The sequence below is a fragment of the Shewanella colwelliana genome, assembly GCF_001735525.1.
Lineage (GTDB): Bacteria > Pseudomonadota > Gammaproteobacteria > Enterobacterales > Shewanellaceae > Shewanella > Shewanella colwelliana.
Genome location: NZ_MCBT01000048.1, coordinates 14,459 through 34,594 on the forward strand (window position 1 = coordinate 14,459; position 20,136 = coordinate 34,594).

Sequence of the window (20,136 nt, forward strand, 5' to 3'; positions counted from 1 at the left end):
TGAGTAAACCTAGTGAGTGTGTGCAACAGTTTTTGGGGATTGTATGTCGATTAAACGTTATCTATTTCTACTTTTTGGTGCTTTGATTATTTTGCTCGGGCTTATGCAGCTTATGATCTCTCAAGGAATAAAAGAGGAGCTGCAAAGCGAATTAAGTCAGAGCTCTAAGACGTTATCGCAAAACCTAGTTAAAGTGTTGATTGAGAACGTTGGTAATGAACAGGATTTCGTAGTTGAGTTTGAGCACGACGCTATACACGATGATGTTGAAGAGTTTGGCCATGGCTTTAACAATGAAATTGGTGAAATAACCCAAGCGATCAGCGAACTCAGCCAAGAAGTGATGGCGCTTGAAACACAAGACGGTGACAGTTTAAGTGGGCAGTCACGACAAAAGTTACATCAAGCCTTGCAGGTTAAGGAAAAGGAGCTAAAGGCTCAACTTAACGAGATGGCACAGAAGGAGCGCGTTTTTGAGCAACAACAACGTGCCAGCATCGTAGAGGCTAGGCGTGACGCTGCAATGGCTTATCAGCAGCGGTTGAATGAGGCGGTGAGTCAAATACAGATTGACAGTAATCGTTGGTTGGAAGATGGCAACATTGCCATCATTGAGGCACCAAGCGTACCAGCATTAGGTGAGCTGTCTTTCAGTGTGATTAAAGACCTTAAGTTACCAAGTACTGGTGCTAATGATCAGCTGGAGGAGTTCAATGAGTCTATGCTTGCACTAATTTTAATCACTTCTTTAGTGGCGTTGATCCTGACGTACTTGCTTAGTCACTATATCAGTGCGCCGCTGAGTCAATTGGCTCGGGGTCATCAAAAGCTAGGGAGCGGAGAGTTGGGCTTTCAAGTGGAGGAGAAAGGCGTTAAAGAGCTAAAGGCGATTTTTTCGGGTTTTAACAAGATGAGTCGTCAGCTTGAACAGTTGAGTGAAAAAGAGAGCATGATGGTCCAACAACAACAGCTTGCTGAGTTGGGAGAGGTAACGCGGGGGATTGCCCACAGCTTACGTAATCCGCTGCATACGGTGGGCTTATTGTCAGAAGCCGCAACCCATGCTCAATCAAGCGAGGAGTTGCAGCGTATGCTTAGTCAAATACAGCAAAAAATTGTAATGATGGACAAAAGCATTCAATCATTACTAACACTCTCAAGTACTCAAGTGGACAGAACACATCAAGTGCCATTGAATGCCATCATTCAAGATATCTTGTTAGAGCTATCAATTAATGGCAGTAAACCTGTGATTTCTTTCGTTATGCCAAATGTAAAACCGGGAGAGAACTTGGTGGTGGCAGGTGCAGAGTCTGAAATCCGCAGTATCGTCCATGCTGTGCTGATTAACGCTGTTGAAGCGACTCCTGACTCTGGCACCATTGATGTCACCTTGACTCAAGAACATGAGCAACATGTGATCATAGTGAGGGATACGGGCAAGGGGATACCTGATGAGTTAAAACATAAATTGACGCAACCTCATGTTACCACCAAGACTGAGGGAACTGGGATGGGGATCTATATTGCGGAGCGATTGATCAAGGGCCATTATCGCGGGGATATCCAGTTTGATGATAACCCGAAAGGTGGCACCATTGTCACACTAACATTTGCCCGAGTTAAACAGGGTTAACCCAGAATAAGAGCAATGCTGATGGGTGCCATTAGCCACATAAATGAGGCCTAGATGAGTGAAGTAAAATTGAAAATATTGGTTGTTGAAGATGAGCCTGATCAGCGTAACTTAATCGTCTTGATGTTAGCAGCCAATGATTATCAAGTGACTAGCGCTGAGAGCGTAGAGGCGGCAATAGTATTAATCAAGCAAGATGAACCCGATCTAGTGTTTTCTGACTGGAAACTGGGGCAGTTAACCGGCATGGACTTACTCAACTACGTGCGTCGAGAACGACCTGATATGGGGTTTATCATCGCCACAGCGTACGGCACCATTACCCATGCAGTGGATGCGATGCACGCTGGTGCAGATGACTATTTGGCCAAGCCTTATCAACGTCAAACCCTATTGCTGGCTATCGATAAAGTTGCCAAATCTATTGCGCTTAAAAAGCAAAATCGCCGTTTGGCGTCTGAGCTGTCCCAACAACAAGAACTCGTTGGCTTAGTGGGTAAATCAACCATGATGCAGAAAGTGTATCAACGGGTGCAGCGGGTCAGCGCAACCGATGCCACTGTGCTCATCGGTGGTGAAAGTGGCACAGGTAAAGAGTTGGCCGCGAGGGCGTTATACCAGCTCTCCAATCGAAAGCATAAACCTTTTATAGCGATTAATTGTGGTGCGATTCCAGAGTCATTGGCCGAAGCTGAACTGTTTGGTGCTGAGAAAGGAGCATACACTGGTGCCAACAGTTTAAAAATAGGCAAGCTTGAAGCGGCCGATGGCGGCACTGTGTTTCTCGATGAGATCGGTGAATTGCCGCTACTGCAACAGACTAATTTACTGCGCTTTTTACAGGAGGGCGTTATCTCTCGTTTGGGGCAAAATGGTGAGCTAAAATTAGATGTTCGCGTTATCGCGGCAACCCATAGGGATCTGCAGGTTGAAGTGGCTGAAGGGCGCTTTAGAGAAGATCTCTATTACCGCTTAAATGTAGTGCCTATTCATATGCCTGCTTTACGAGAGCGCCGAGAAGATGTGGGCCAGCTGGTGGAACATTTTTTGAAGATCCACTGCCGTCAATATGGAATGCCCACTGCCAAATTGTCCAGTCAAACCTTAAAATGCCTGCTGGATCACCCTTGGCCGGGTAATGTGCGTGAGCTAGCAAATCGGATTGAGCGTTTCGTGCTGCTTGGTGATGAACAAGAGATGGTCAATGAGTTAACGTTAACGCCGCAAATGTTAGATACCAATGGCTTCATCCTGCCTGAAACCGGTATTGAGTGGGACCTATTTGAGAAAGACTGCTTACAACAAGCGATGACAAAACATGAGGGGAATCGAACTAAAGCGGCTAAGTTTTTAGGCATGAGTTATAAGGCGTTTTTGTATCGACTGGAGAAGTACCAACTGGTTTAAAGATTGGTGGCGAGCCATAAGCGGGCTCGTAGTCCCCAAGTTGTGGTGACACCTGATGTGACATATCTTATTTGCCCTGTTTGGTCGACAACATAGATTGCAGGATAGGCCAATGCCCCCCATTGTATATGCATACCTTCGGTATCATTGATGACGGGGAATTGATAATCATGTTCCGTAAGATATTGATTGATATCCTCATTCCCCCCAGAAGCGACTGCGACAGTAATAACGGCATAATCGTCATTGATCGCATTGACCATGGGCGAGGTGATGCGGCATACCGGACACCAAGAACCCCAAAAATAAACCAGCGTGGGCGCATCTTTCGCCATTGACACGACTGTGTTTTGGGTTGTGAGTGCCATGATGTCAGGTGCTTGTTCCCTCAGCATATTGCGCTGTTGATAGCTGAGAACGGCAAAGAGGATAAGGCCAAAAATAGCTAGGTCGCGTAACCCTTTTAGCCACGACGATTGAGGCGTTAACGCCTGATGGATCGCTTTGACGCGCTGATATAATTTCACGTTTAGGCGGCTATAGATATTCAGCCGGAGTTTGTCGCGTCCAGATGCGGCTATAGGCCATCAATTGCGGGTAGAAGGTCCTAAATGCGATCTCAATCTCTATATCCATCTTCTCAACTGTCTTTACTGCACCGTTAAAAATCTCTGGTTTAGATACTCGCTTAGCAACCGACTCAATGGTTTGATTGAGTCCGCAGCGTCCCTCATAGGCAAGCAACCAGTTTTGTTGACGCATGTTCGGAATAATATCAATTAGCTGCTTTGGAAGTTCTGCAGTGTTGTCTAGTGCGTCATAGGCTGTTTGGGCAAAATCGGCTAAGGTTTGATTATGATATTCATCCCAATACTTCGCCAATATATGATCGAAAGCCAAATCGATTAAAATGGGTGCCGCACGTTGTAAATTGGCTGGAAAGGCTTGGCGCAGCTCTTTGGTGAGTTCGTGACTATCTGTTAATGCATCAATCTGTCGATGCATCCAAATACCTTGCTGTAGCCTCTTAGGATGATCAGAGATATTACCTTTGGCGAAATCGCCAGCCAGATTAGCTGCAAGGGAAGTGTTACTGTTATCAGCGAGGTGAAGATGGGCCAAAAAGTTCATTAGATAAAGTTTATTTTCTTTGTTAAACCACTGTTTTCACGTTATCATGACCGCTAGTGCTAAGAAACCTTTATTTCATGACCTCGGTAAGTTAATTGTCGCTCAGAGTGGAGGGTTCTTAACGGATGTGCACGACAATAACTCTCTTTCATTACAATATCGGTTTAAGGATCATGGATGATGTGGAACTGGTTTTCAAAATTCATAGGCAAGAAACGGCAAACTCAACGTAAGCGGGTTCAGGTAGATATTCCGTTTGAGCAGCACAGTTATCGTAAAGCAGATTTTGACCTTCAGAAAAGCGAACCGCTGTCTGATGAGGATAAAAGCACTAACTAGCCTAATCATCTTGATCTTATCTACGTCAGCCAATAGACTAGCGGCCGATTTATGCTAAGTAGAGATAGACTATGCGTGTAGCTGATTTTTCCTTCGAATTGCCTGATGAGTTGATCGCAAGATACCCAATGCCAGAACGTACAGCATCACGACTGCTGACGTTAGATGGCCCCTCTGGTAGGGTTGCTGATAAACAGTTCACAGATATTCTCGATATGGTCAACCCTGGTGACCTGATGGTATTTAACAATACCCGGGTGATCCCTGCGCGCCTATTTGGGCAAAAGCAAACGGGCGGTAAACTTGAGATCCTTGTTGAGCGTATGCTTGACGATAAACGTATACTTGCTCATGTTCGCAGCTCAAAATCCCCTAAGCCAAATAGTATCGTCTGCCTTGATGGTGGTTATGAAATGACCATGCTAGCGCGCCATGACACGCTATTTGAGCTTGGTTTAAACAGTGACAAAAGCATTTTAGAAGTCTTAGAGGAAGTGGGTCATATGCCATTGCCTCCCTATATAGATAGACCTGATGATGATGCCGATAAAGAGCGCTATCAAACGGTTTACAATCAAAAGCCAGGTGCGGTAGCTGCGCCCACGGCAGGTTTACATTTCGACGACACACTGCTGAGTGCATTGAAAGAGAAAGGCGTGAATACCGCTTTTGTTACCTTGCATGTGGGGGCGGGCACCTTTCAACCAGTACGTGTTGACAATATCTTAGAGCATAAGATGCATTCGGAGTGGGCTGAAGTGCCGCAAACCGTGGTTGATCAGATAAAAGTGACCAAAGCTGCCGGTAATCGTGTTATTGCTGTTGGTACCACATCCGTACGTTCTCTTGAAAGTGCCGCAAAGGCAAGTGAGGGGGAACTGCAAGCATATAGCAGTGATACAGATATCTTTATTTATCCGGGTTATGAGTTCCAAATTGTTGATGCGATGGTGACCAATTTTCATCTGCCGGAGTCAACACTCATTATGCTTATCAGCGCATTTGCTGGTTTCGATGCGGTAAAAGAAGCTTACCAGCATGCGATTGCTGAAAAATACCGCTTTTTTAGCTATGGCGATGCCATGTTTGTGACTAAAAAACCGAATTAAGCTTTCATTTTGTTTTAAAATACCCACCCACCTTCAAAGGTGGGTATTTTTATTTTTACGTTTAAGGGTTGATACTGACAGGTTTGCCCTTATCTCTATCTGTTAATAGTCGTTGAAGATGTTTCAGCGAGGAATATAGTCAGACTGTTTCTCTGGCGAGGTGATTTATGAAATTTGAATTAGATACTACTGATGGTCGTGCGCGTCGCGGTCGATTAGTGTTTGAACGCGGCACGGTAGAAACACCCGCATTCATGCCGGTTGGTACCTACGGCACGGTGAAAGGTATGACGCCTGAAGAAGTGCGCGCTACGGGTGCGGATATCTTATTAGGTAATACTTTCCACCTTTGGTTACGTCCAGGCGAAGAGATCATGCGCAAGCATGGTGACTTGCATGATTTTATGAATTGGCAGCGTCCAATTTTGACTGACTCAGGTGGATTCCAAGTTTTCAGTTTAGGCGATATTCGTAAAATCACCGAAGAGGGCGTCCATTTCCGTTCGCCAATCAATGGCGAAAAAATCTTTCTTGATCCTGAAAAGTCTATGCAAATCCAAGACTCTTTAGGTTCAGACGTGGTGATGATTTTTGACGAATGTACTCCGTATCCGGCAACCGAAGATGAAGCGCGTAAGTCTATGCAGATGTCACTGCGTTGGGCACAACGTTCGCGTGATGAGTTTAACCGATTAGAAAATCCTAACTCGCTTTTTGGCATCATCCAAGGTGGTGTGTATGAAGATCTGCGTGATGAGAGTTTAGAGGGATTGGTTAATATTGGATTCGATGGCTATGCCATCGGTGGTTTGGCAGTGGGTGAGCCTAAAGAAGATATGCACCGCATTTTGGAGCATGTTTGTCCGAAAATCCCAACTGAAAAACCACGTTACTTGATGGGGGTCGGTAAACCAGAGGACTTAGTTGAAGGCGTACGTCGTGGTGTTGACATGTTTGATTGTGTTATGCCAACTCGTAATGCTCGCAACGGTCACCTGTTTACTAGTGAAGGTGTTATCAAGATCCGTAATGCACGTCATCGTGATGATACGTCACCACTCGATACTAAGTGTGATTGTTATACCTGTAAGAACTACTCACGGGCTTACCTTTACCATTTAGATCGTTGCAATGAAATATTAGGTGCGCGTTTAAACACCATCCACAACTTACGTTATTACCAAATGTTGATGGAAGGTTTGCGCGGCGCAATCGAGACAGGTACATTAGACGCCTTTGTTGAGGAGTTCTATACCAGTCAAGGTCGTGAAGTTCCTAAGTTAATCGATTAATTTTTAGCTAATAAGAAGAGAGAACTATGTTCATTTCAAACGCATATGCAGCCGATGCACCTGTTTCTGGCGCTGGTGGAACAATGGAATTGGTATTCATGTTGGTCATCTTTGGCCTGATTTTTTACTTCATGATTTTCCGTCCTCAGTCAAAGCGTGTTAAAGAGCACAAGAACCTAATGAGCTCGCTGAGCAAAGGTGATGAAGTGTTAACTAGCGGCGGTATTCTTGGCAAAATTGCTAAGATCAGCGACGAAAATGATTACGTATTGTTGACCATCAATGAAACGAGCGAAATCACAATTAAGAAGGATTACATTGCGGCTGTTTTGCCTAAAGGGTCTATTAAGTCACTTTAAGTTGTAAATTAAGTCACTTTAAGCCAAGAGGGCGATGGTGTGTTAAATAAATACCCAATGTGGAAGAACCTAATGGTGATGATCATCATCGCTGTGGGTGCCTTCTACGCAATACCAAATTTATTTGGTGAAGACCATGCTGTACAAGTTGTGGCCACTCGTGGTGCTGAAGTCAATGTTTCAACTCAGACGCAAGTCAATGAAATATTGTCGACTAAAGGCATCGCGGTAAAACGCTCAGAACTTGAGGATGGTCAACTGTTAGTGAGAGTGGCCAATGCCGACCAGCAATTGCTAGCGAAAGAAGCGATTGCTGAATCACTTGGCGATAAGTTTATCGTTGCATTGAACTTAGCACCGGCAACGCCACAGTGGTTAGAGTCCTTGGGCGGTAGCCCAATGAAATTGGGTCTCGATCTACGTGGTGGTGTGCATTTCCTTATGGAAGTGGACATGAGCGAAGCAATTCGTAAGATGACCGAAGCTAAGATCGCTGATTTCAGAACCGACCTTCGCAGCGAGAAGATCCGTTATTCGGGTATTCGCCAGTCTGCAAAAGGTATTGAGGTTCAGTTCCGCGACGCAGAAAACTTGGCCAAAGCTGAGCGCTTCCTAAAGACACGCAGTAACGATATGGTCTTTAGCGATATCTCTTCAGGTGACAATTACCTGTTGCTTGCCAACATGAGTGAAGTCTACCTTAAGCAGATTAAGGAAGAGGCTCTACAGCAAAACATCACTACATTGCGTAATCGTGTAAACGAATTGGGTGTTGCTGAGCCTGTGGTACAACGCCAGGGCGCAGAACGTATCATCGTCGAATTACCAGGTGTTCAAGACACGGCACGTGCTAAAGATATTTTAGGCGCGACGGCATCGATTGAATTCCATATGGTTGATGAAAAAGCTGACGCTGCCGCTATAGCGAGTGGTCGTATTGCTGCCAGTTCTCAAATTTATGAGCGTCGTCAAGGCGGTCAAGTTGCCTTGCAAAAAGCGGTGATGTTGACCGGTGACCATATTCAAGGCGCACAGCCAAGTTTCGATGAGTATAGTCGTCCACAGGTATCGATTAATCTCGATGCTAAGGGGGGCTCTATCTTCTCAAATGTGACCAAAGACAATATCGGTAAGCCGATGGCGACCTTGTTCATTGAGTATAAAGATAACGGTGCTAAGAATCCTGACGGTAGTGTCAAGATGGACAAAATTGAGGAAGTGATCTCAGTGGCGACCATTCAGGCTCGTCTAGGGCGTAACTTCGTCATTACTGGACTTGATCATTCTGAAGCGCAAAATCTTGCCTTGCTATTACGTGCTGGTGCTTTGATTGCACCTGTTTCTATTGTTGAAGAACGCACAATTGGTCCAAGTTTAGGTGCTGAAAACATTGAAAATGGTGTGCAGGCGATGATCTGGGGTATGGCAGTCGTGCTTATCTTCATGTTGGTCTACTACCGTGGTTTTGGTCTGATAGCTAACCTTGCATTAACAGCCAACCTTGTGATGGTAGTTGGTGTGATGTCGATGATCCCTGGCGCAGTTCTTACCCTACCAGGTATTGCCGGTATGGTACTGACTGTGGGTATGGCTGTTGACGGTAACGTACTAATTTACGAGCGTATTCGTGAAGAGTTGCGGGCAGGCCGAAGCGTGCAACAAGCGATACACGAAGGGTATGGCAATGCATTCTCAACGATTGCGGATGCTAACATCACCACCTTTATGACAGCGTTAATTCTATTTGCTGTGGGTACCGGTGCCGTTAAAGGCTTCGCGGTAACACTGATGATAGGTATTGCCACGTCAATGTTTACTGCCATCGTCGGTACTCGCTCAATCGTGAATGCGATGTGGGGTGGTAAGCGCGTGAAGAAACTGTCTATTTAAGGGGAAGTTGACCATGTTCCAGATTTTATCAATTAAAGGCTCGATCAACTTCTTACGTCATGCAGTGCCGATCAGTATCTTGTCACTTATTTTAGTGCTTGGTTCTTTAGGATCGTTGGCGACAAAAGGAATTAACTGGGGATTAGATTTCACCGGCGGCACAGTCGTTGAAATGGAGTTTTCCAGCGCGGTTGATTTAAACAAGTTACGTAACACCTTAACCTCAGAAGAAACAGATGGTGCAGTGGTGCAGAACTTCGGTTCAAGTCGTGATGTATTGGTTCGCCTACCAGTAAAAGAAGACGTCAAGAGCGGCATTCAAGTTGCTCATGTGATGGAAGCCGCATCCGGTATCGACCAAAATGTGACGCAAAAGCGCGTTGAGTTTGTTGGACCGCAAGTCGGTAAAGAACTTGCTGAGCAGGGCGGTTTAGCGGTATTGGTTGCCTTAATCTGTATCCTAATTTACGTATCTTTCCGTTTTGAATGGCGCTTAGCACTTGGTGCTGTCGCGGCATTGGCTCATGACGTGATTATTACGCTTGGGGTATTCTCGCTATTTCAGTTGGAGTTTGATTTGACTGTTTTGGCTGGTGTTCTGACGGTTGTAGGTTACTCGCTTAACGATACCATTGTTGTATTTGACCGTATTCGTGAGAATTTTCTCAAGATGCGTAAAAGCACACCAGTTGAGATTGTTAACAACTCAATTACGCAAACCATGAGCCGTACAATTATCACCACAGGAACCACGCTTGTGGTGGTTGTGGCGCTATTCTTAAAAGGTGGCACCATGATCCATGGCTTCGCAACAGCCTTGCTGATGGGGATTTTTGTGGGTACGTTCTCGTCAATCTATGTAGCAAGTTTCCTTGCAGTTAAACTGGGTATTAATCGTGAACACATGATGCCAGTTGAGATTGAAAAAGAGGGTGCGGATCAAGATGCGTTAATGCCTTAATCATTTGCGTGAGAAAAAAGCCACTCAAAGTGGCTTTTTTTATGCGCTAAAATCCTACGATTGGCCATATTCCTTCTCGACATACGGACTGCTTTGGGGATAGGATGTTTGGCAGTTATGCCATTGCAGAATTTTAAACCGTTTCCTAAGCGGCTTGATAAGTTGTAGCAGTGCTATAATTTTATGGTTCGAAGAATTGGCATTGATACTGATTGTATAACCTTAATAATTTGCCGGAAGAGCAATAGTCGTAGAGGATAACAACATGGAAGAGCGCAGTAGATTGGTCGCAGGTGGCAACCTATTACAGGCACACAGTTGGAAAGGGATGCTTGAAGCCTGCGGTATAGGTGTCGAGCTTAGAGGTGAAGCTTTATTAGGCGGGATTGGTGAATTACCCGTGGATTTGCAAGATGTAGAGCTATGGGTCGCCGAATCCCAATATGAGCTAGCACGAAAACAGCTTGAGTCACTCAACAGCGAAAGCCCTAAATGGCAATGTGTGAAGTGTCATGAAATGAATGAAGGCAATTTTGAGTTGTGTTGGCAGTGCAGCGCAGAGCGCAGTGAGCTGCTTAGTTAGTTTAAATTCGTTGAATTTCCGCAGAGTTAAACCGTTAAAGATTGGCCTACATTTGGTATGTTATGGGTCGATTCGCTTTTGCTAGTTTCCGCAATAATTAAAGAGAAGCCATATCATGCAGTATTTTCCGCTGTTTGTTGACACCCAATCGTTACACGTGTTGATTGTGGGGGCTGGTGAGGTTGCCAGTAGAAAACTCGATCTGTTGGCAAGGACTGAAGCAAACATTAAGGTTATTGCACCAGTAGTATGCGATGAAGTACGCCAATACGCCCAACGCGGTCGCATAACGCTAATTGAGCGTCAAGTGATGGTTGAAGATCTGGATAAGCTTGACCTACTGTATATGGCGACAGCGGACGATGAACTTAACCGCACCATGGCGATTCATGCCAAAGCACACGGAATATGGGTCAATGTGGTTGATGCACCAAGTCTATGCCGCTTTATTACGCCATCAATTGTCGACAGAGGCCGGTTACAGGTTGCGATTAGCACCGCAGGGGCTGCTCCAGTGTTTGCCAGAGAGTTGCGTTCACGCCTAGAAACCTGGCTTGCACCTTCACTCAGTGAGTTATTTGATTTTATTGCTGAGCGTAGAGTCGATGTGCAGCAACGATTACCTATTTTTAGTCAACGTAAGCTATTTTGGGAGCAGTTTTTTAATGCCAATGGCGATCGTTATGACGCAGAGACACAGTTTCATTATGACAATAGCTTTAACAACTTATGCAGTACGGGCGAAATCATACTGATTGATAATGAGACTCCTGTGCAGCTGCTACCTATTGCGGCGATGCCGCTGTTACAACGTTTGGATCTATTGTGTAGTGAGACGCCATTGCCAACATCCTTGTTAGAGCTTGTTAGACGCGATGCCTCTCGCAGTGAAGGATTACCTTTAAGTCAAATCACCGAGCACTATCAGCAGGGCGATCGCCTATTGATTTATGGATCACCAGAACTGGTAAAGCAGCTTGTCGCTCATTTCCCTATGGCTAAACATATCAAAGCAGGTTCCTTGTAGTTGAATTTGTTTCTGCTTAAAACCTGTGAACCTGTTGTGGCTAAATTAGGGTAGACTAGGCGCAACATTTATCAGGTAGTTGAAAACATGGCACCTAAAGCAACCGTTTATAAAGTGCAACTGCAGATAGCCGATATGGATAGAGGCTATTATCAAGATCATGGGCTGACAATCGCCCAACATCCCTCTGAAACCGATTCTCGTATGATGGTTCGTCTATTGGCCTTTGCGATGAATGCTAGTGAATCATTGCAATTTAGTAAGGGATTGTGTGTCGAGGATGAGCCTGAGCTATGGCAGAAGTCGCTAAGTGATGAGATCGAATTATGGATTGAGTTTGGTCAGAGCGACGAGAAATGGGTGCGAAAAGCCTGTGGACGTTCAAAGCAAGTGCAGCTGTTCGCCTATGGCGGACGCAGTGTGCCAATTTGGTGGCAACAAAACCAACAAGCGTTTACCCGTTATAACAATCTCAAAGTGTGGAACATTCCTGAAGACGCAGTTAAGGCGATGGGAGAACTCGTTACCCGCAGTATGATCCTACAATTTAACATCAGCGAAGGTGAGGTGTGGTTGTCGAGTGATTTAGGCAGTGTGCACATTATTCCAGAGCGATTAAAAGAGTGATCGGCATTTAAAGCAAAAGCCAGTCATTTGACTGGCTTTTTTGTTCTATGGGTTAAGAGAATTAAGCCTCTTCAGGCAAAACGTCTTCACCTTTTCCTTTAGTCTTCACGACGACAAGAGCTGTTATGACTAATGTGGCGACAATGCCTGCGACTGTAGAGAGTGTCATTGGTAAACCTGCGCCTAGTTTTTCTGAGCTAAGTAGGAAGCTAATCACAACCGTAGTCATAAACATCGCTGGTATCGTACAGATCCAGTGGAATTTATTGTGACGTAGTAGGTAGGCCGATGCTGTCCACAACATCATTACAGCGGTTGTTTGATTAGCAACACCGAAGTAACGCCAAATCACACCAAAATCAACTTGAGTTAAGATGGCTCCCATGATGAATAGTGGAATAGCGAGCATCAAACGCTTAGGTAGCGCCGTTTGTGGCATTTTGAAGAACTCGGCTAAAATTAGGCGCGCTGAACGGAATGCTGTGTCCCCAGAAGTGATAGGCAGAACAATCACACCTAAGATTGCCATGAATCCACCTACAGCGCCTAGAAGACCAGTAGAAGCTTCATAAACCACGTTAGCAGGGTTACCCGCCATGCCTTCATTAAGCCCTGCTACACCGCCGAAGAATGAAAGTGCGATAGCACACCAGATTAGCGCGATAACACCTTCACCTATCATGGCACCGTAGAAGACAAAGCGACCATTTGATTCGTTTTCTACACAACGCGCCATCAACGGAGATTGGGTTGCATGGAAGCCCGATACGGCGCCACACGCGATGGTGATAAACAATGCAGGCCATAGTGGCATATCATTTGGGTTTAGGTTAGTTAAGAAATCGCCAGCGCTAAATCCAGGTAGTAAGGTGTGCTCGCTTGATACGATAAGTGCAATAGTTAACCCCACAGACATAAACAGCAGTAAGGCGCCAAAGAATGGATACAGGCGGCCAATGATTTTATCGACTGGCACTATGGTGGCGATGAGGTAGTAAGCGAAGATAAAACCAAGGAAGATACTGACATCCCAGCCTGTCAACTTACCTAATAAGCCTGCTGGCGCAGAGATAAATACCACACCGACGAGTAGGAGTAGAATAATGGCAAAAACATTCATGAAATGTTTCGCGCTCTTACCTAAGTATTTACCGGCAAGGTTAGGAACTGATTGGCCGTTGTTACGTACAGAGAGCATACCAGAGAAGTAGTCGTGGACGGCGCCTGCAAAAATACAACCAAATACGATCCATAACATGGCCGCAGGGCCATAAAGAGCACCAAGAATTGGGCCAAAAATAGGACCAACACCCGCGATGTTGAGTAGTTGGATGAGGTAGACTTTGCCTTTAGACATGGGTACAAAGTCTACGCCGTCAGTTTTAGTAAAAGCAGGGGTTTGGCGGGCTTCATTAATGCCAAACACTTTTTCGACAAATTTGCCGTAGATAAAGTAGCCACCTAACAGTAGGCCAATACACATTAAAAACCACATCATAATCTTTACTCCCCAATAAAAGTTAACATGAGTGTAACGAATCAGGATTTTATGAAAACTGACAATTAACTGAGTGGTCGAATATGGGGATTAAGCGGTTATATAGCGTAGTTAACAGTGTTTAGTGAAAACCAAAGAGTTGCTTAAGTGGTTTAAGAAAACGTCTTGATACTGGCACTCGCTTACCTGAATGGGTAAGCACTTCAGCGCCATTTTCCTGGACTAATATTTCGCTAATGGCGTTAGGGGCAACCAGATATTGCTTATGGCAACGCACTAAATGCGTTTTTTCTTCTAAGACTTTTAAGGTTAAATGGGTATGCACTTGCTCGAGACAAGTGGTGACATGAATACCACTAAGATCACTGAATGCAAACTCTACCTCATCAACATTGATCACTTTCAACCGATTGCCGCAATAGCAAGGGACATGCTCTAGCTGCTTGGGTAAAATCAATTCAAGGGAACGTGGCGCAAGATCTTTCTTTACGCGATGAATCGTGGTCTGTAATCGCTTTTCATCAACGGGTTTTAACAGATAGTCAAATGCATGGTTTTCAAATGCTTTAATGGCATATTCATCGTAAGCTGTGACAAATACCACCCTTGGCATGGTGTCTGGATCGAGCATAGCAACCATCTCTAAGCCAGTGATCTTTGGCATCTGTATATCGACAAAAATCAGTTGAGGTTTGAGCTTGGTGATCAATTGCATCGCTTCAATAGCATTACTGCATTGGCCGATAACGGCTAACTCGGTGTGTTGAGCTAACTGATCGCACAGTGCGTCACGGGCAAAAGGTTCGTCGTCAATGATCAGGCAAGTTATCACGATAATGTGTCCGGTTGAGAAGCTGTGATGAGTGGCAGTTTAATAATTATTTTTGTAAAGCGGTCTCTTTCGCACGCGATATCGACCCCGTATTCATTACCAAATAAGTTTTGAATTCGTTTATGGACGATAGACATCCCCAAGCCTGAATTATCATCATCTTGGTTATCAGGGTAGAGGCCCGCATTGTCAGTGACTTCTAATATTAATAAATCTTCTTCTATTGCGCCACTCACGCTGATCTCTCCTGTCTCAAAAAGGTGAGAAGTACCATGTTTGACCGCATTTTCTATTAATGGCTGAAGAGTAAATGCAGGTAACTTATATTGGTTTAGTGCTGGCGGAATCTTGATATCGACATTTAATTTATCGAAAAACCGCGCTTTCTCAATCATTAAGTATGCATCAATATGTTCCAACTCATCGGCTAGAGTGACCAGGCCTGTTGTGCGCTTAAGGTTAATACGTAAGAACTGGGCTAGATGTTGGATCAGCTGCCGAGCCATGATGGGATCTCGACCAATAATCGCCGCGACCGTATTAAGCGCATTAAAGAGAAAGTGTGGATTGACTTGTGCTTGTAATAGTTTTAATTCCGCTTGAGTCAGCAAGTTTTGCTGTTGCTCATATCGACCGAAGAGGATCTGATTTGACATCAACCTCGCAATGCCTTCACCTAGTGTCCGATTGATGTTGAGAAACAGCTTATTCTTTGGTTCATAGAGTTTGATGGTGCCAATAACCTCTGATTCGCACCTTAGTGGAATAACCAGGCTGGAGCCTAGGCGGCAGTGGCTGGAAATGGAGCAGGCGTAACGAGTTTCAACGCCATCAGCAAACATGACACAATTTTGATCAATAGCATCTTGGGTTATTTGTGACGAGATTGGGGTCCCTGGAATATGGTGGTCATCGCCAATGCCGATAAATGCAAGGAGCTTTTCCCTGTCGGTAATGGCTACCGCTCCTACTTGAGTCTCTTCAATTATAATCTGGGCAACCTTAGTGCTACTCTCTTGATCGAATCCTCTGGATAGTATTCCCACGCTGCGCTCGGCAATTTTGAGTGCCTTGGTGGAAAATGCTGATGATAATTTGTCAAACATGGTTTTTTGATCTCGTACCATGCTCATGAACAGTGCAGCCCCTACAGAATTGACAAGCAGCATAGGTAAGGCAATCTGTTTAACTAAATCCAATGAGTCACTGTAAGGCTTGGCCACTGCCAAAATGACCCCCATCTGCATCATTTCTGCTGAAAACGTCACGAGAAACACTAGCATCGGAGTGTAAACCAGTTCACTTTTATCGATTTTTCTTAGATAGAGGCCCACCATTCCAGCTGAAAGACCCTCTAGGGTGGTTGAGATAGCGCATGCGATATCGGTAAACCCGCCCATGCTGTAGCGATGCAATCCGCCCGTTAACCCCACAAGAAAACCTGTGACTGGACCGCCGAGCAGTCCACCAAGCACCGCCCCCATTGCACGGGTGTTGGCGATTGCATCGTTGGTTTGCTCGCCAAAATAGGTTGCCATAACGCAAAAGCCAGAGAAGATAAAATAGATGTATACCTTATGAGGAAGACGCGTTGCCGTTTCTGCAAAGAGTTTAAATAAAGGGGTTTTACTCAACAGATAAACGATAACCAAATACAAACACATCTGTTGAGTCAGTAAGAGAATTAACTGCATAGTTACCTTAGGTTGCCGACGGGGTTGGCGAGCTGATAGGTTTGAGCATAGCATTGGCTGTGAATAGTAAACAACAGTTTAGCTTTGCGGAACAGATCAAGGTTTAAGTATTAATAATAGGATATAAAGTCACATATAATTTATATCTTTTAGAGGTTGTATGTCTGATTCAATTCATGGTCATCAAGTGATGGAGTTGATGTTGTCGCTCGGTCGAGCGGTAACTAAGCAAGAGTTAGAAAAGATTATGGTGCAACGTTTTGGTGAGCAAGCAAGGTACCACACTTGCTCTGCAAGTGAGATGGATGCGCAAGCACTGATCCAATTTTTGGAGGCAAAGGGGAAATTTACCGCATCTGAAGAGGGGATTGAAACGGCAGCAGAGCGGATCTGCAACCACTAGCTACCTCCAACGCCGCTAGAGGTGGCTAATCTAGACTGTTTTCGATGATACTGGCTAGCTCATTTTTATCTTTAGTAGCGAAATCGGTGATCATCATGCGGATCAGTCTAGATTTAGCCACATTAGCGGTTTTAGCTAACTCATTTAACTGTTCAATACTTTGCTCGGTAAGTGTGAACGTCGCGTGCCGATAAATCTTGGTCGACTGTTTTTTTAATTCCATCGACTCATTAGTCGGCTTTTTTTTGCGTGTTTTCTTCGCAAGGCTCGGCTGACCAAATGCATAGTTATTGGCATCTTCAATAAACTCTTCCACGGAAAGCTTTTTTCGTGGTTTGGGTTTACGCCGTTTTAAATCAGTTAAGCTCATAGGAATTTTCTGGCGGTATGGCAAATAGTTCGTCGGCTATAGCACGTATTTCAATAGCGGCTTTACCTTCGGGCTCTATTTCAATCACTGAAGAGCCTTGCTCTTCGCTATCGTCGTAAATATTACGGCTGAATGTGACAGCATTTAATACCCTTAATCCAAATGACTCAACCACCTCTTTTGCTTCGAGAATGCGTTTATATTGACTTGGCAGTGAAGGGCATTGGGTCATTACTATGGTGGCGACCATTTTAGGGTTGACCATTTTACAGGTACTAAGCATATCTTCCATATGGGGCAAGGTTTTCAAGTCACGACGTTTTGGCCTAAGTGGGAGCACAACATAGGTCGCTACCGACATGGCTGCACGCATGGCTAAGTTATCTTGACCACCACAATCGACAATGACATAGTCAAATCGCTCATCAAGCCCAAGTAAATCATTGCGGATCTTGCCGTAGAGTTGAATACAGTTAATGGCTGGCAGGCTTGGATCCTCATTACGTGCCTGGATCCAGTCTGAGGTTGTACGCTGAGGGTCACAATCGACCATTAAAACATTGGCATTATGCTTTTGTGTAATATGAACTGCGATGTTCTGAGCTAGACAACTTTTGCCTGCGCCGCCTTTTTCACCACCGACCAGCAGAATCATACCTCTTCCCCCTCAAACGTTGTACTAACAGTAAAGTCTGTAAAGTGTTTTCAGTATAGAACAGAGTTTTAGAAACTGCGCTAACTGGCATCGATTAGTTAGCTGATATCACTAAATAATTTGTAAAGCGATATGGTAACTTTGATCGTGGCATTGGTTACAGCGACAAACTTGACCCCTGATTTGATTTTGTTTGTCACTATCCGGGTTAAAGGTAATTGCGACTAAGTCACCAACATTAAAAGCTTGTTTATACTCAATCAATACCCCGCGGCGAGCGAGATCGATACAGATTCCATCGTCAGTCAGAGGCTCGCCATTACTGTCAGTCCATGAAACCAGCACTCTTTCTGCTTCCATATCTACACGTAACGATTTACGACGTTCATCAAACTCTTCGTGGGTTGCTTCCATCAGATTATTCCTTTCTGTTAATGGACGATGCACATTATGCTTTAAACGTAGCACAGTTTTAATAAGAAATAGTAGTCAAAACTGGGGGGTAAAGTGCGCCCGATGAATATAGAGCGCAGCAGGTGTTATTATCGCTCTTCTTCATTTCTTGGGTAGGGGAGCTTGAGCTGGCCCCAACGAATGACGATTACTGTGCCGGCAAGTATTAACGTTGATACCGATATAGCAAGGATACGCCAATCGTCCATGGCTTTCATATCGAGTATGAGATAACGCGCGAGCGCAACAATAGCGATATACAAAGGCATACGCACCGGCAACTTACCCGACTCGGCGTAATTAGCTACCATAGCTAACACTTCGAGATAGATAAATAGCAGCAGCAAGTCAGCCAGTGTGACTTCACCCATCTTTACAACGTGTACAATCTCTTGTCCAATGGCGATGATGGTCGCAATAGCGATGATAATTAATACAAAATGTTCAACCGCTTTTAAGCTTTTTGACCCATATCGGCTATATAGCTTTCCCATAATAACTCTCGTTAGTGTTTTTATAGATGGTAACAACTATTGCTCGCTACGCTAGCCGATGTTTGTGATTTCATTCACATATTGGCGTTAATTATCCTTGTCGCCTAGCACTAACCGGGTCTGCCGTCGATACGTGGCTTTACCAAAATTGGCATATAGCAGATAAAAAAGCTAGCAAAGGCCAATATCCAACTTAGTATCGCAATCGCTAGCCATAAACTAAATTGTTGGGGGAGGAGCGCGGCCAGCACTCGCGAGGTTGCTGCGATTAAGATGAGTCCAAACCCGAGGACCATAGTTTTTGGCGGCACAAGGTTACGCCCGGTGTGACCTAATGACACCCGCGCCATCATCGCGAGAATCATGCCACCTAGGCCTCCAACCGTCATGGCATGTAAGCCTGCCGAGAAATTTAGTCCGGTAGCCATCAAGAGCAAGCCGACAGGAATAAATAGGTAGCTAAGGTGCAATGACCATAATAGAGGGACACGCAGCGTTGACTGAACTCCCCAGCGAGACCATCTAAATAGCAAGGTAGTACCAGCAATCATTGCCATAATTTGGATAGCGAGGGCATTGCCGATGATGTTGGCAGCAAATAGTAAGATAAGGCTGATAAATGTGAGCTTTTCTAGCCATGCAAGACTCTCTACTCGCTGCCAGGTCGTCGCTCTATCTGTGAAAAAAGGGACTACTCGACCACCAATCAGTGCCACAATTGTCACCATTAAGATCGACGCACCGTGAAACGCTTGGGTGACCAATGCTAGGTCGCGAGTGAGAACGCCATAATAGCTTAGAGCGTTAGCAATACTGAGTAGTAGAAAAATTGGAATGAAGGCAAAGTTGCGCCACTGCTTTACGACAATGACCTGTTTGCCCAATATCCATGCGACTAATGGAGCAAATAAAAGATCTATAGAGGCAACCAGTTCAAATGGAAACCATTGACGTTGAATAAGCAACACACGCGGGATAAGCCAAAGCAGCACCAAAAGGCCTAAGGCTTTTCCTTTTATGCTTGGTTGTCCTGTCCAGGTTTGTGAGGCCGTTAGAATAAATCCAGCAACGATTGCCATAACAAAGCCATATATCATCTCATGACCATGCCACCAAAGCGGATTGCCATGTGGTGTAAAGCTCATCTGCCCAAGGAAAAAGCTTCCCCAAAGACCCATAGCAACAATGCTGAACAAGGTGCCCAAGAGAAAGAATGGACGAAAGCCTAAACGCAGAAATGGCCAGTTGGGTTGACGGTCTGACGGTTCATCTATATTGAGCATATGTGGACTTTAATAACTGAGTAAAAGTGTCGGGTATTATAAGGTGTAAAAATAATACATGTAAATGGTTGGCTAACGTATTTTTTCAGATAT

22 protein-coding genes are annotated in these 20,136 nt (G+C 44.8%); 12 read left to right on the forward strand and 10 right to left on the reverse strand.

The window, feature by feature from the left end:
- The first annotated feature begins 43 nt into the window (after positions 1-43).
- Complete coding sequence (locus BEL05_RS17815) at positions 44-1,636, forward strand: sensor histidine kinase (protein WP_069671994.1); 1,593 nt, start codon at positions 44-46, stop codon at positions 1,634-1,636.
- Between the two features lie 54 nt (positions 1,637-1,690).
- The gene (locus BEL05_RS17820; RefSeq protein WP_069671995.1) at positions 1,691-3,043 is read left to right on the forward strand and encodes a sigma-54-dependent transcriptional regulator; all 1,353 of its coding nucleotides are present in this window, start codon (positions 1,691-1,693) and stop codon (positions 3,041-3,043) included.
- Here the strand turns inward: BEL05_RS17820 and BEL05_RS17825 are convergent.
- Together BEL05_RS17825 and BEL05_RS17830 are read right to left on the reverse strand one after the other, a co-directional pair.
- A complete protein-coding gene (locus BEL05_RS17825; protein WP_245687026.1) occupies positions 3,040-3,570 on the reverse strand; it encodes a protein disulfide oxidoreductase in 531 nt (176 codons plus the stop codon). The genes BEL05_RS17820 and BEL05_RS17825 overlap by 4 nt on opposite strands.
- A gap of 10 nt (positions 3,571-3,580) precedes the next feature.
- Entirely contained in the window at positions 3,581-4,174 is a 594-nt protein-coding gene (locus tag BEL05_RS17830; RefSeq protein ID WP_069671996.1) for an acyl carrier protein phosphodiesterase, read from the reverse strand.
- Between the two features lie 177 nt (positions 4,175-4,351).
- Between BEL05_RS17830 and BEL05_RS21095 the strand changes: the two genes are divergently transcribed.
- The 9 genes from BEL05_RS21095 (at position 4,352) to BEL05_RS17870 (ending at position 12,361) form a co-directional block, all read left to right on the forward strand.
- Positions 4,352-4,513 (forward strand): hypothetical protein, encoded by a 162-nt coding sequence (locus BEL05_RS21095; RefSeq protein ID WP_156029356.1) that lies wholly within the window; start codon positions 4,352-4,354, stop codon positions 4,511-4,513.
- 71 nt (positions 4,514-4,584) lie between these two features.
- Positions 4,585-5,622 (forward strand): tRNA preQ1(34) S-adenosylmethionine ribosyltransferase-isomerase QueA, encoded by a 1,038-nt coding sequence (queA, locus tag BEL05_RS17835; protein WP_028762233.1) that lies wholly within the window; start codon positions 4,585-4,587, stop codon positions 5,620-5,622.
- 167 nt (positions 5,623-5,789) lie between these two features.
- Positions 5,790-6,914 (forward strand): tRNA guanosine(34) transglycosylase Tgt, encoded by a 1,125-nt coding sequence (gene tgt / locus BEL05_RS17840; RefSeq protein WP_069671997.1) that lies wholly within the window; start codon positions 5,790-5,792, stop codon positions 6,912-6,914.
- A 26-nt stretch (positions 6,915-6,940) separates the two neighbouring features.
- A complete protein-coding gene (yajC, locus tag BEL05_RS17845) occupies positions 6,941-7,273 on the forward strand; it encodes a preprotein translocase subunit YajC (protein WP_028762231.1) in 333 nt (110 codons plus the stop codon).
- 39 nt (positions 7,274-7,312) lie between these two features.
- Positions 7,313-9,163, forward strand: a complete 1,851-nt coding sequence (gene secD, locus BEL05_RS17850) for a protein translocase subunit SecD (protein ID WP_028762230.1) — start codon at positions 7,313-7,315, stop codon at positions 9,161-9,163.
- A 13-nt stretch (positions 9,164-9,176) separates the two neighbouring features.
- A complete protein-coding gene (gene secF, locus BEL05_RS17855; protein WP_069671998.1) occupies positions 9,177-10,124 on the forward strand; it encodes a protein translocase subunit SecF in 948 nt (315 codons plus the stop codon).
- Between the two features lie 265 nt (positions 10,125-10,389).
- Complete coding sequence (locus BEL05_RS17860; RefSeq protein WP_028762228.1) at positions 10,390-10,707, forward strand: putative signal transducing protein; 318 nt, start codon at positions 10,390-10,392, stop codon at positions 10,705-10,707.
- Positions 10,708-10,822: 115 nt separating this feature from the next.
- A complete protein-coding gene (locus BEL05_RS17865; protein ID WP_069671999.1) occupies positions 10,823-11,734 on the forward strand; it encodes a precorrin-2 dehydrogenase/sirohydrochlorin ferrochelatase family protein in 912 nt (303 codons plus the stop codon).
- Positions 11,735-11,821: 87 nt separating this feature from the next.
- Positions 11,822-12,361 (forward strand): YaeQ family protein, encoded by a 540-nt coding sequence (locus BEL05_RS17870; RefSeq protein ID WP_028762226.1) that lies wholly within the window; start codon positions 11,822-11,824, stop codon positions 12,359-12,361.
- A 61-nt stretch (positions 12,362-12,422) separates the two neighbouring features.
- On the opposite strand, the gene BEL05_RS17875 is transcribed toward BEL05_RS17870, so the two are convergent.
- The 3 genes from BEL05_RS17875 to BEL05_RS17885 form a co-directional block, all read right to left on the reverse strand.
- Positions 12,423-13,859 (reverse strand): carbon starvation CstA family protein, encoded by a 1,437-nt coding sequence (locus tag BEL05_RS17875; protein WP_028762225.1) that lies wholly within the window; start codon positions 13,857-13,859, stop codon positions 12,423-12,425.
- A gap of 121 nt (positions 13,860-13,980) precedes the next feature.
- The gene (gene btsR / locus BEL05_RS17880) at positions 13,981-14,691 is read right to left on the reverse strand and encodes a two-component system response regulator BtsR (RefSeq protein WP_069672000.1); all 711 of its coding nucleotides are present in this window, start codon (positions 14,689-14,691) and stop codon (positions 13,981-13,983) included.
- Positions 14,688-16,385 carry a sensor histidine kinase gene (locus tag BEL05_RS17885; RefSeq protein ID WP_028762223.1) on the reverse strand — a complete coding sequence of 566 codons (1,698 nt, stop codon included), beginning with the start codon at positions 16,383-16,385 and terminating at the stop codon, positions 14,688-14,690. The genes btsR and BEL05_RS17885 overlap by 4 nt, the downstream gene beginning before the upstream one ends.
- 160 nt (positions 16,386-16,545) lie before the next feature.
- On the opposite strand from BEL05_RS17885, the gene BEL05_RS17890 reads away from it, so the two are divergent.
- Positions 16,546-16,788, forward strand: coding sequence for a YecH family metal-binding protein (locus BEL05_RS17890; RefSeq protein ID WP_069672001.1), 243 nt, complete (start codon positions 16,546-16,548; stop codon positions 16,786-16,788).
- A 25-nt stretch (positions 16,789-16,813) separates the two neighbouring features.
- Here BEL05_RS17890 and BEL05_RS17895 read toward each other — a convergent pair whose 3' ends face one another.
- From BEL05_RS17895 to BEL05_RS17915, 5 genes are all read right to left on the reverse strand, one after another.
- A complete protein-coding gene (locus BEL05_RS17895; protein ID WP_069672002.1) occupies positions 16,814-17,158 on the reverse strand; it encodes a replication protein RepA in 345 nt (114 codons plus the stop codon).
- A complete protein-coding gene (locus BEL05_RS17900; protein WP_028762220.1) occupies positions 17,145-17,813 on the reverse strand; it encodes an AAA family ATPase in 669 nt (222 codons plus the stop codon). The genes BEL05_RS17895 and BEL05_RS17900 overlap by 14 nt, the downstream gene beginning before the upstream one ends.
- 111 nt (positions 17,814-17,924) lie before the next feature.
- Complete coding sequence (locus BEL05_RS17905) at positions 17,925-18,227, reverse strand: PilZ domain-containing protein (RefSeq protein ID WP_028762219.1); 303 nt, start codon at positions 18,225-18,227, stop codon at positions 17,925-17,927.
- Between the two features lie 128 nt (positions 18,228-18,355).
- The gene (locus BEL05_RS17910) at positions 18,356-18,760 is read right to left on the reverse strand and encodes a phosphate-starvation-inducible protein PsiE (RefSeq protein ID WP_028762218.1); all 405 of its coding nucleotides are present in this window, start codon (positions 18,758-18,760) and stop codon (positions 18,356-18,358) included.
- A 110-nt stretch (positions 18,761-18,870) separates the two neighbouring features.
- Entirely contained in the window at positions 18,871-20,043 is a 1,173-nt protein-coding gene (locus tag BEL05_RS17915) for an NnrS family protein (RefSeq protein WP_069672003.1), read from the reverse strand.
- Positions 20,044-20,136: the final 93 nt, after the last annotated feature.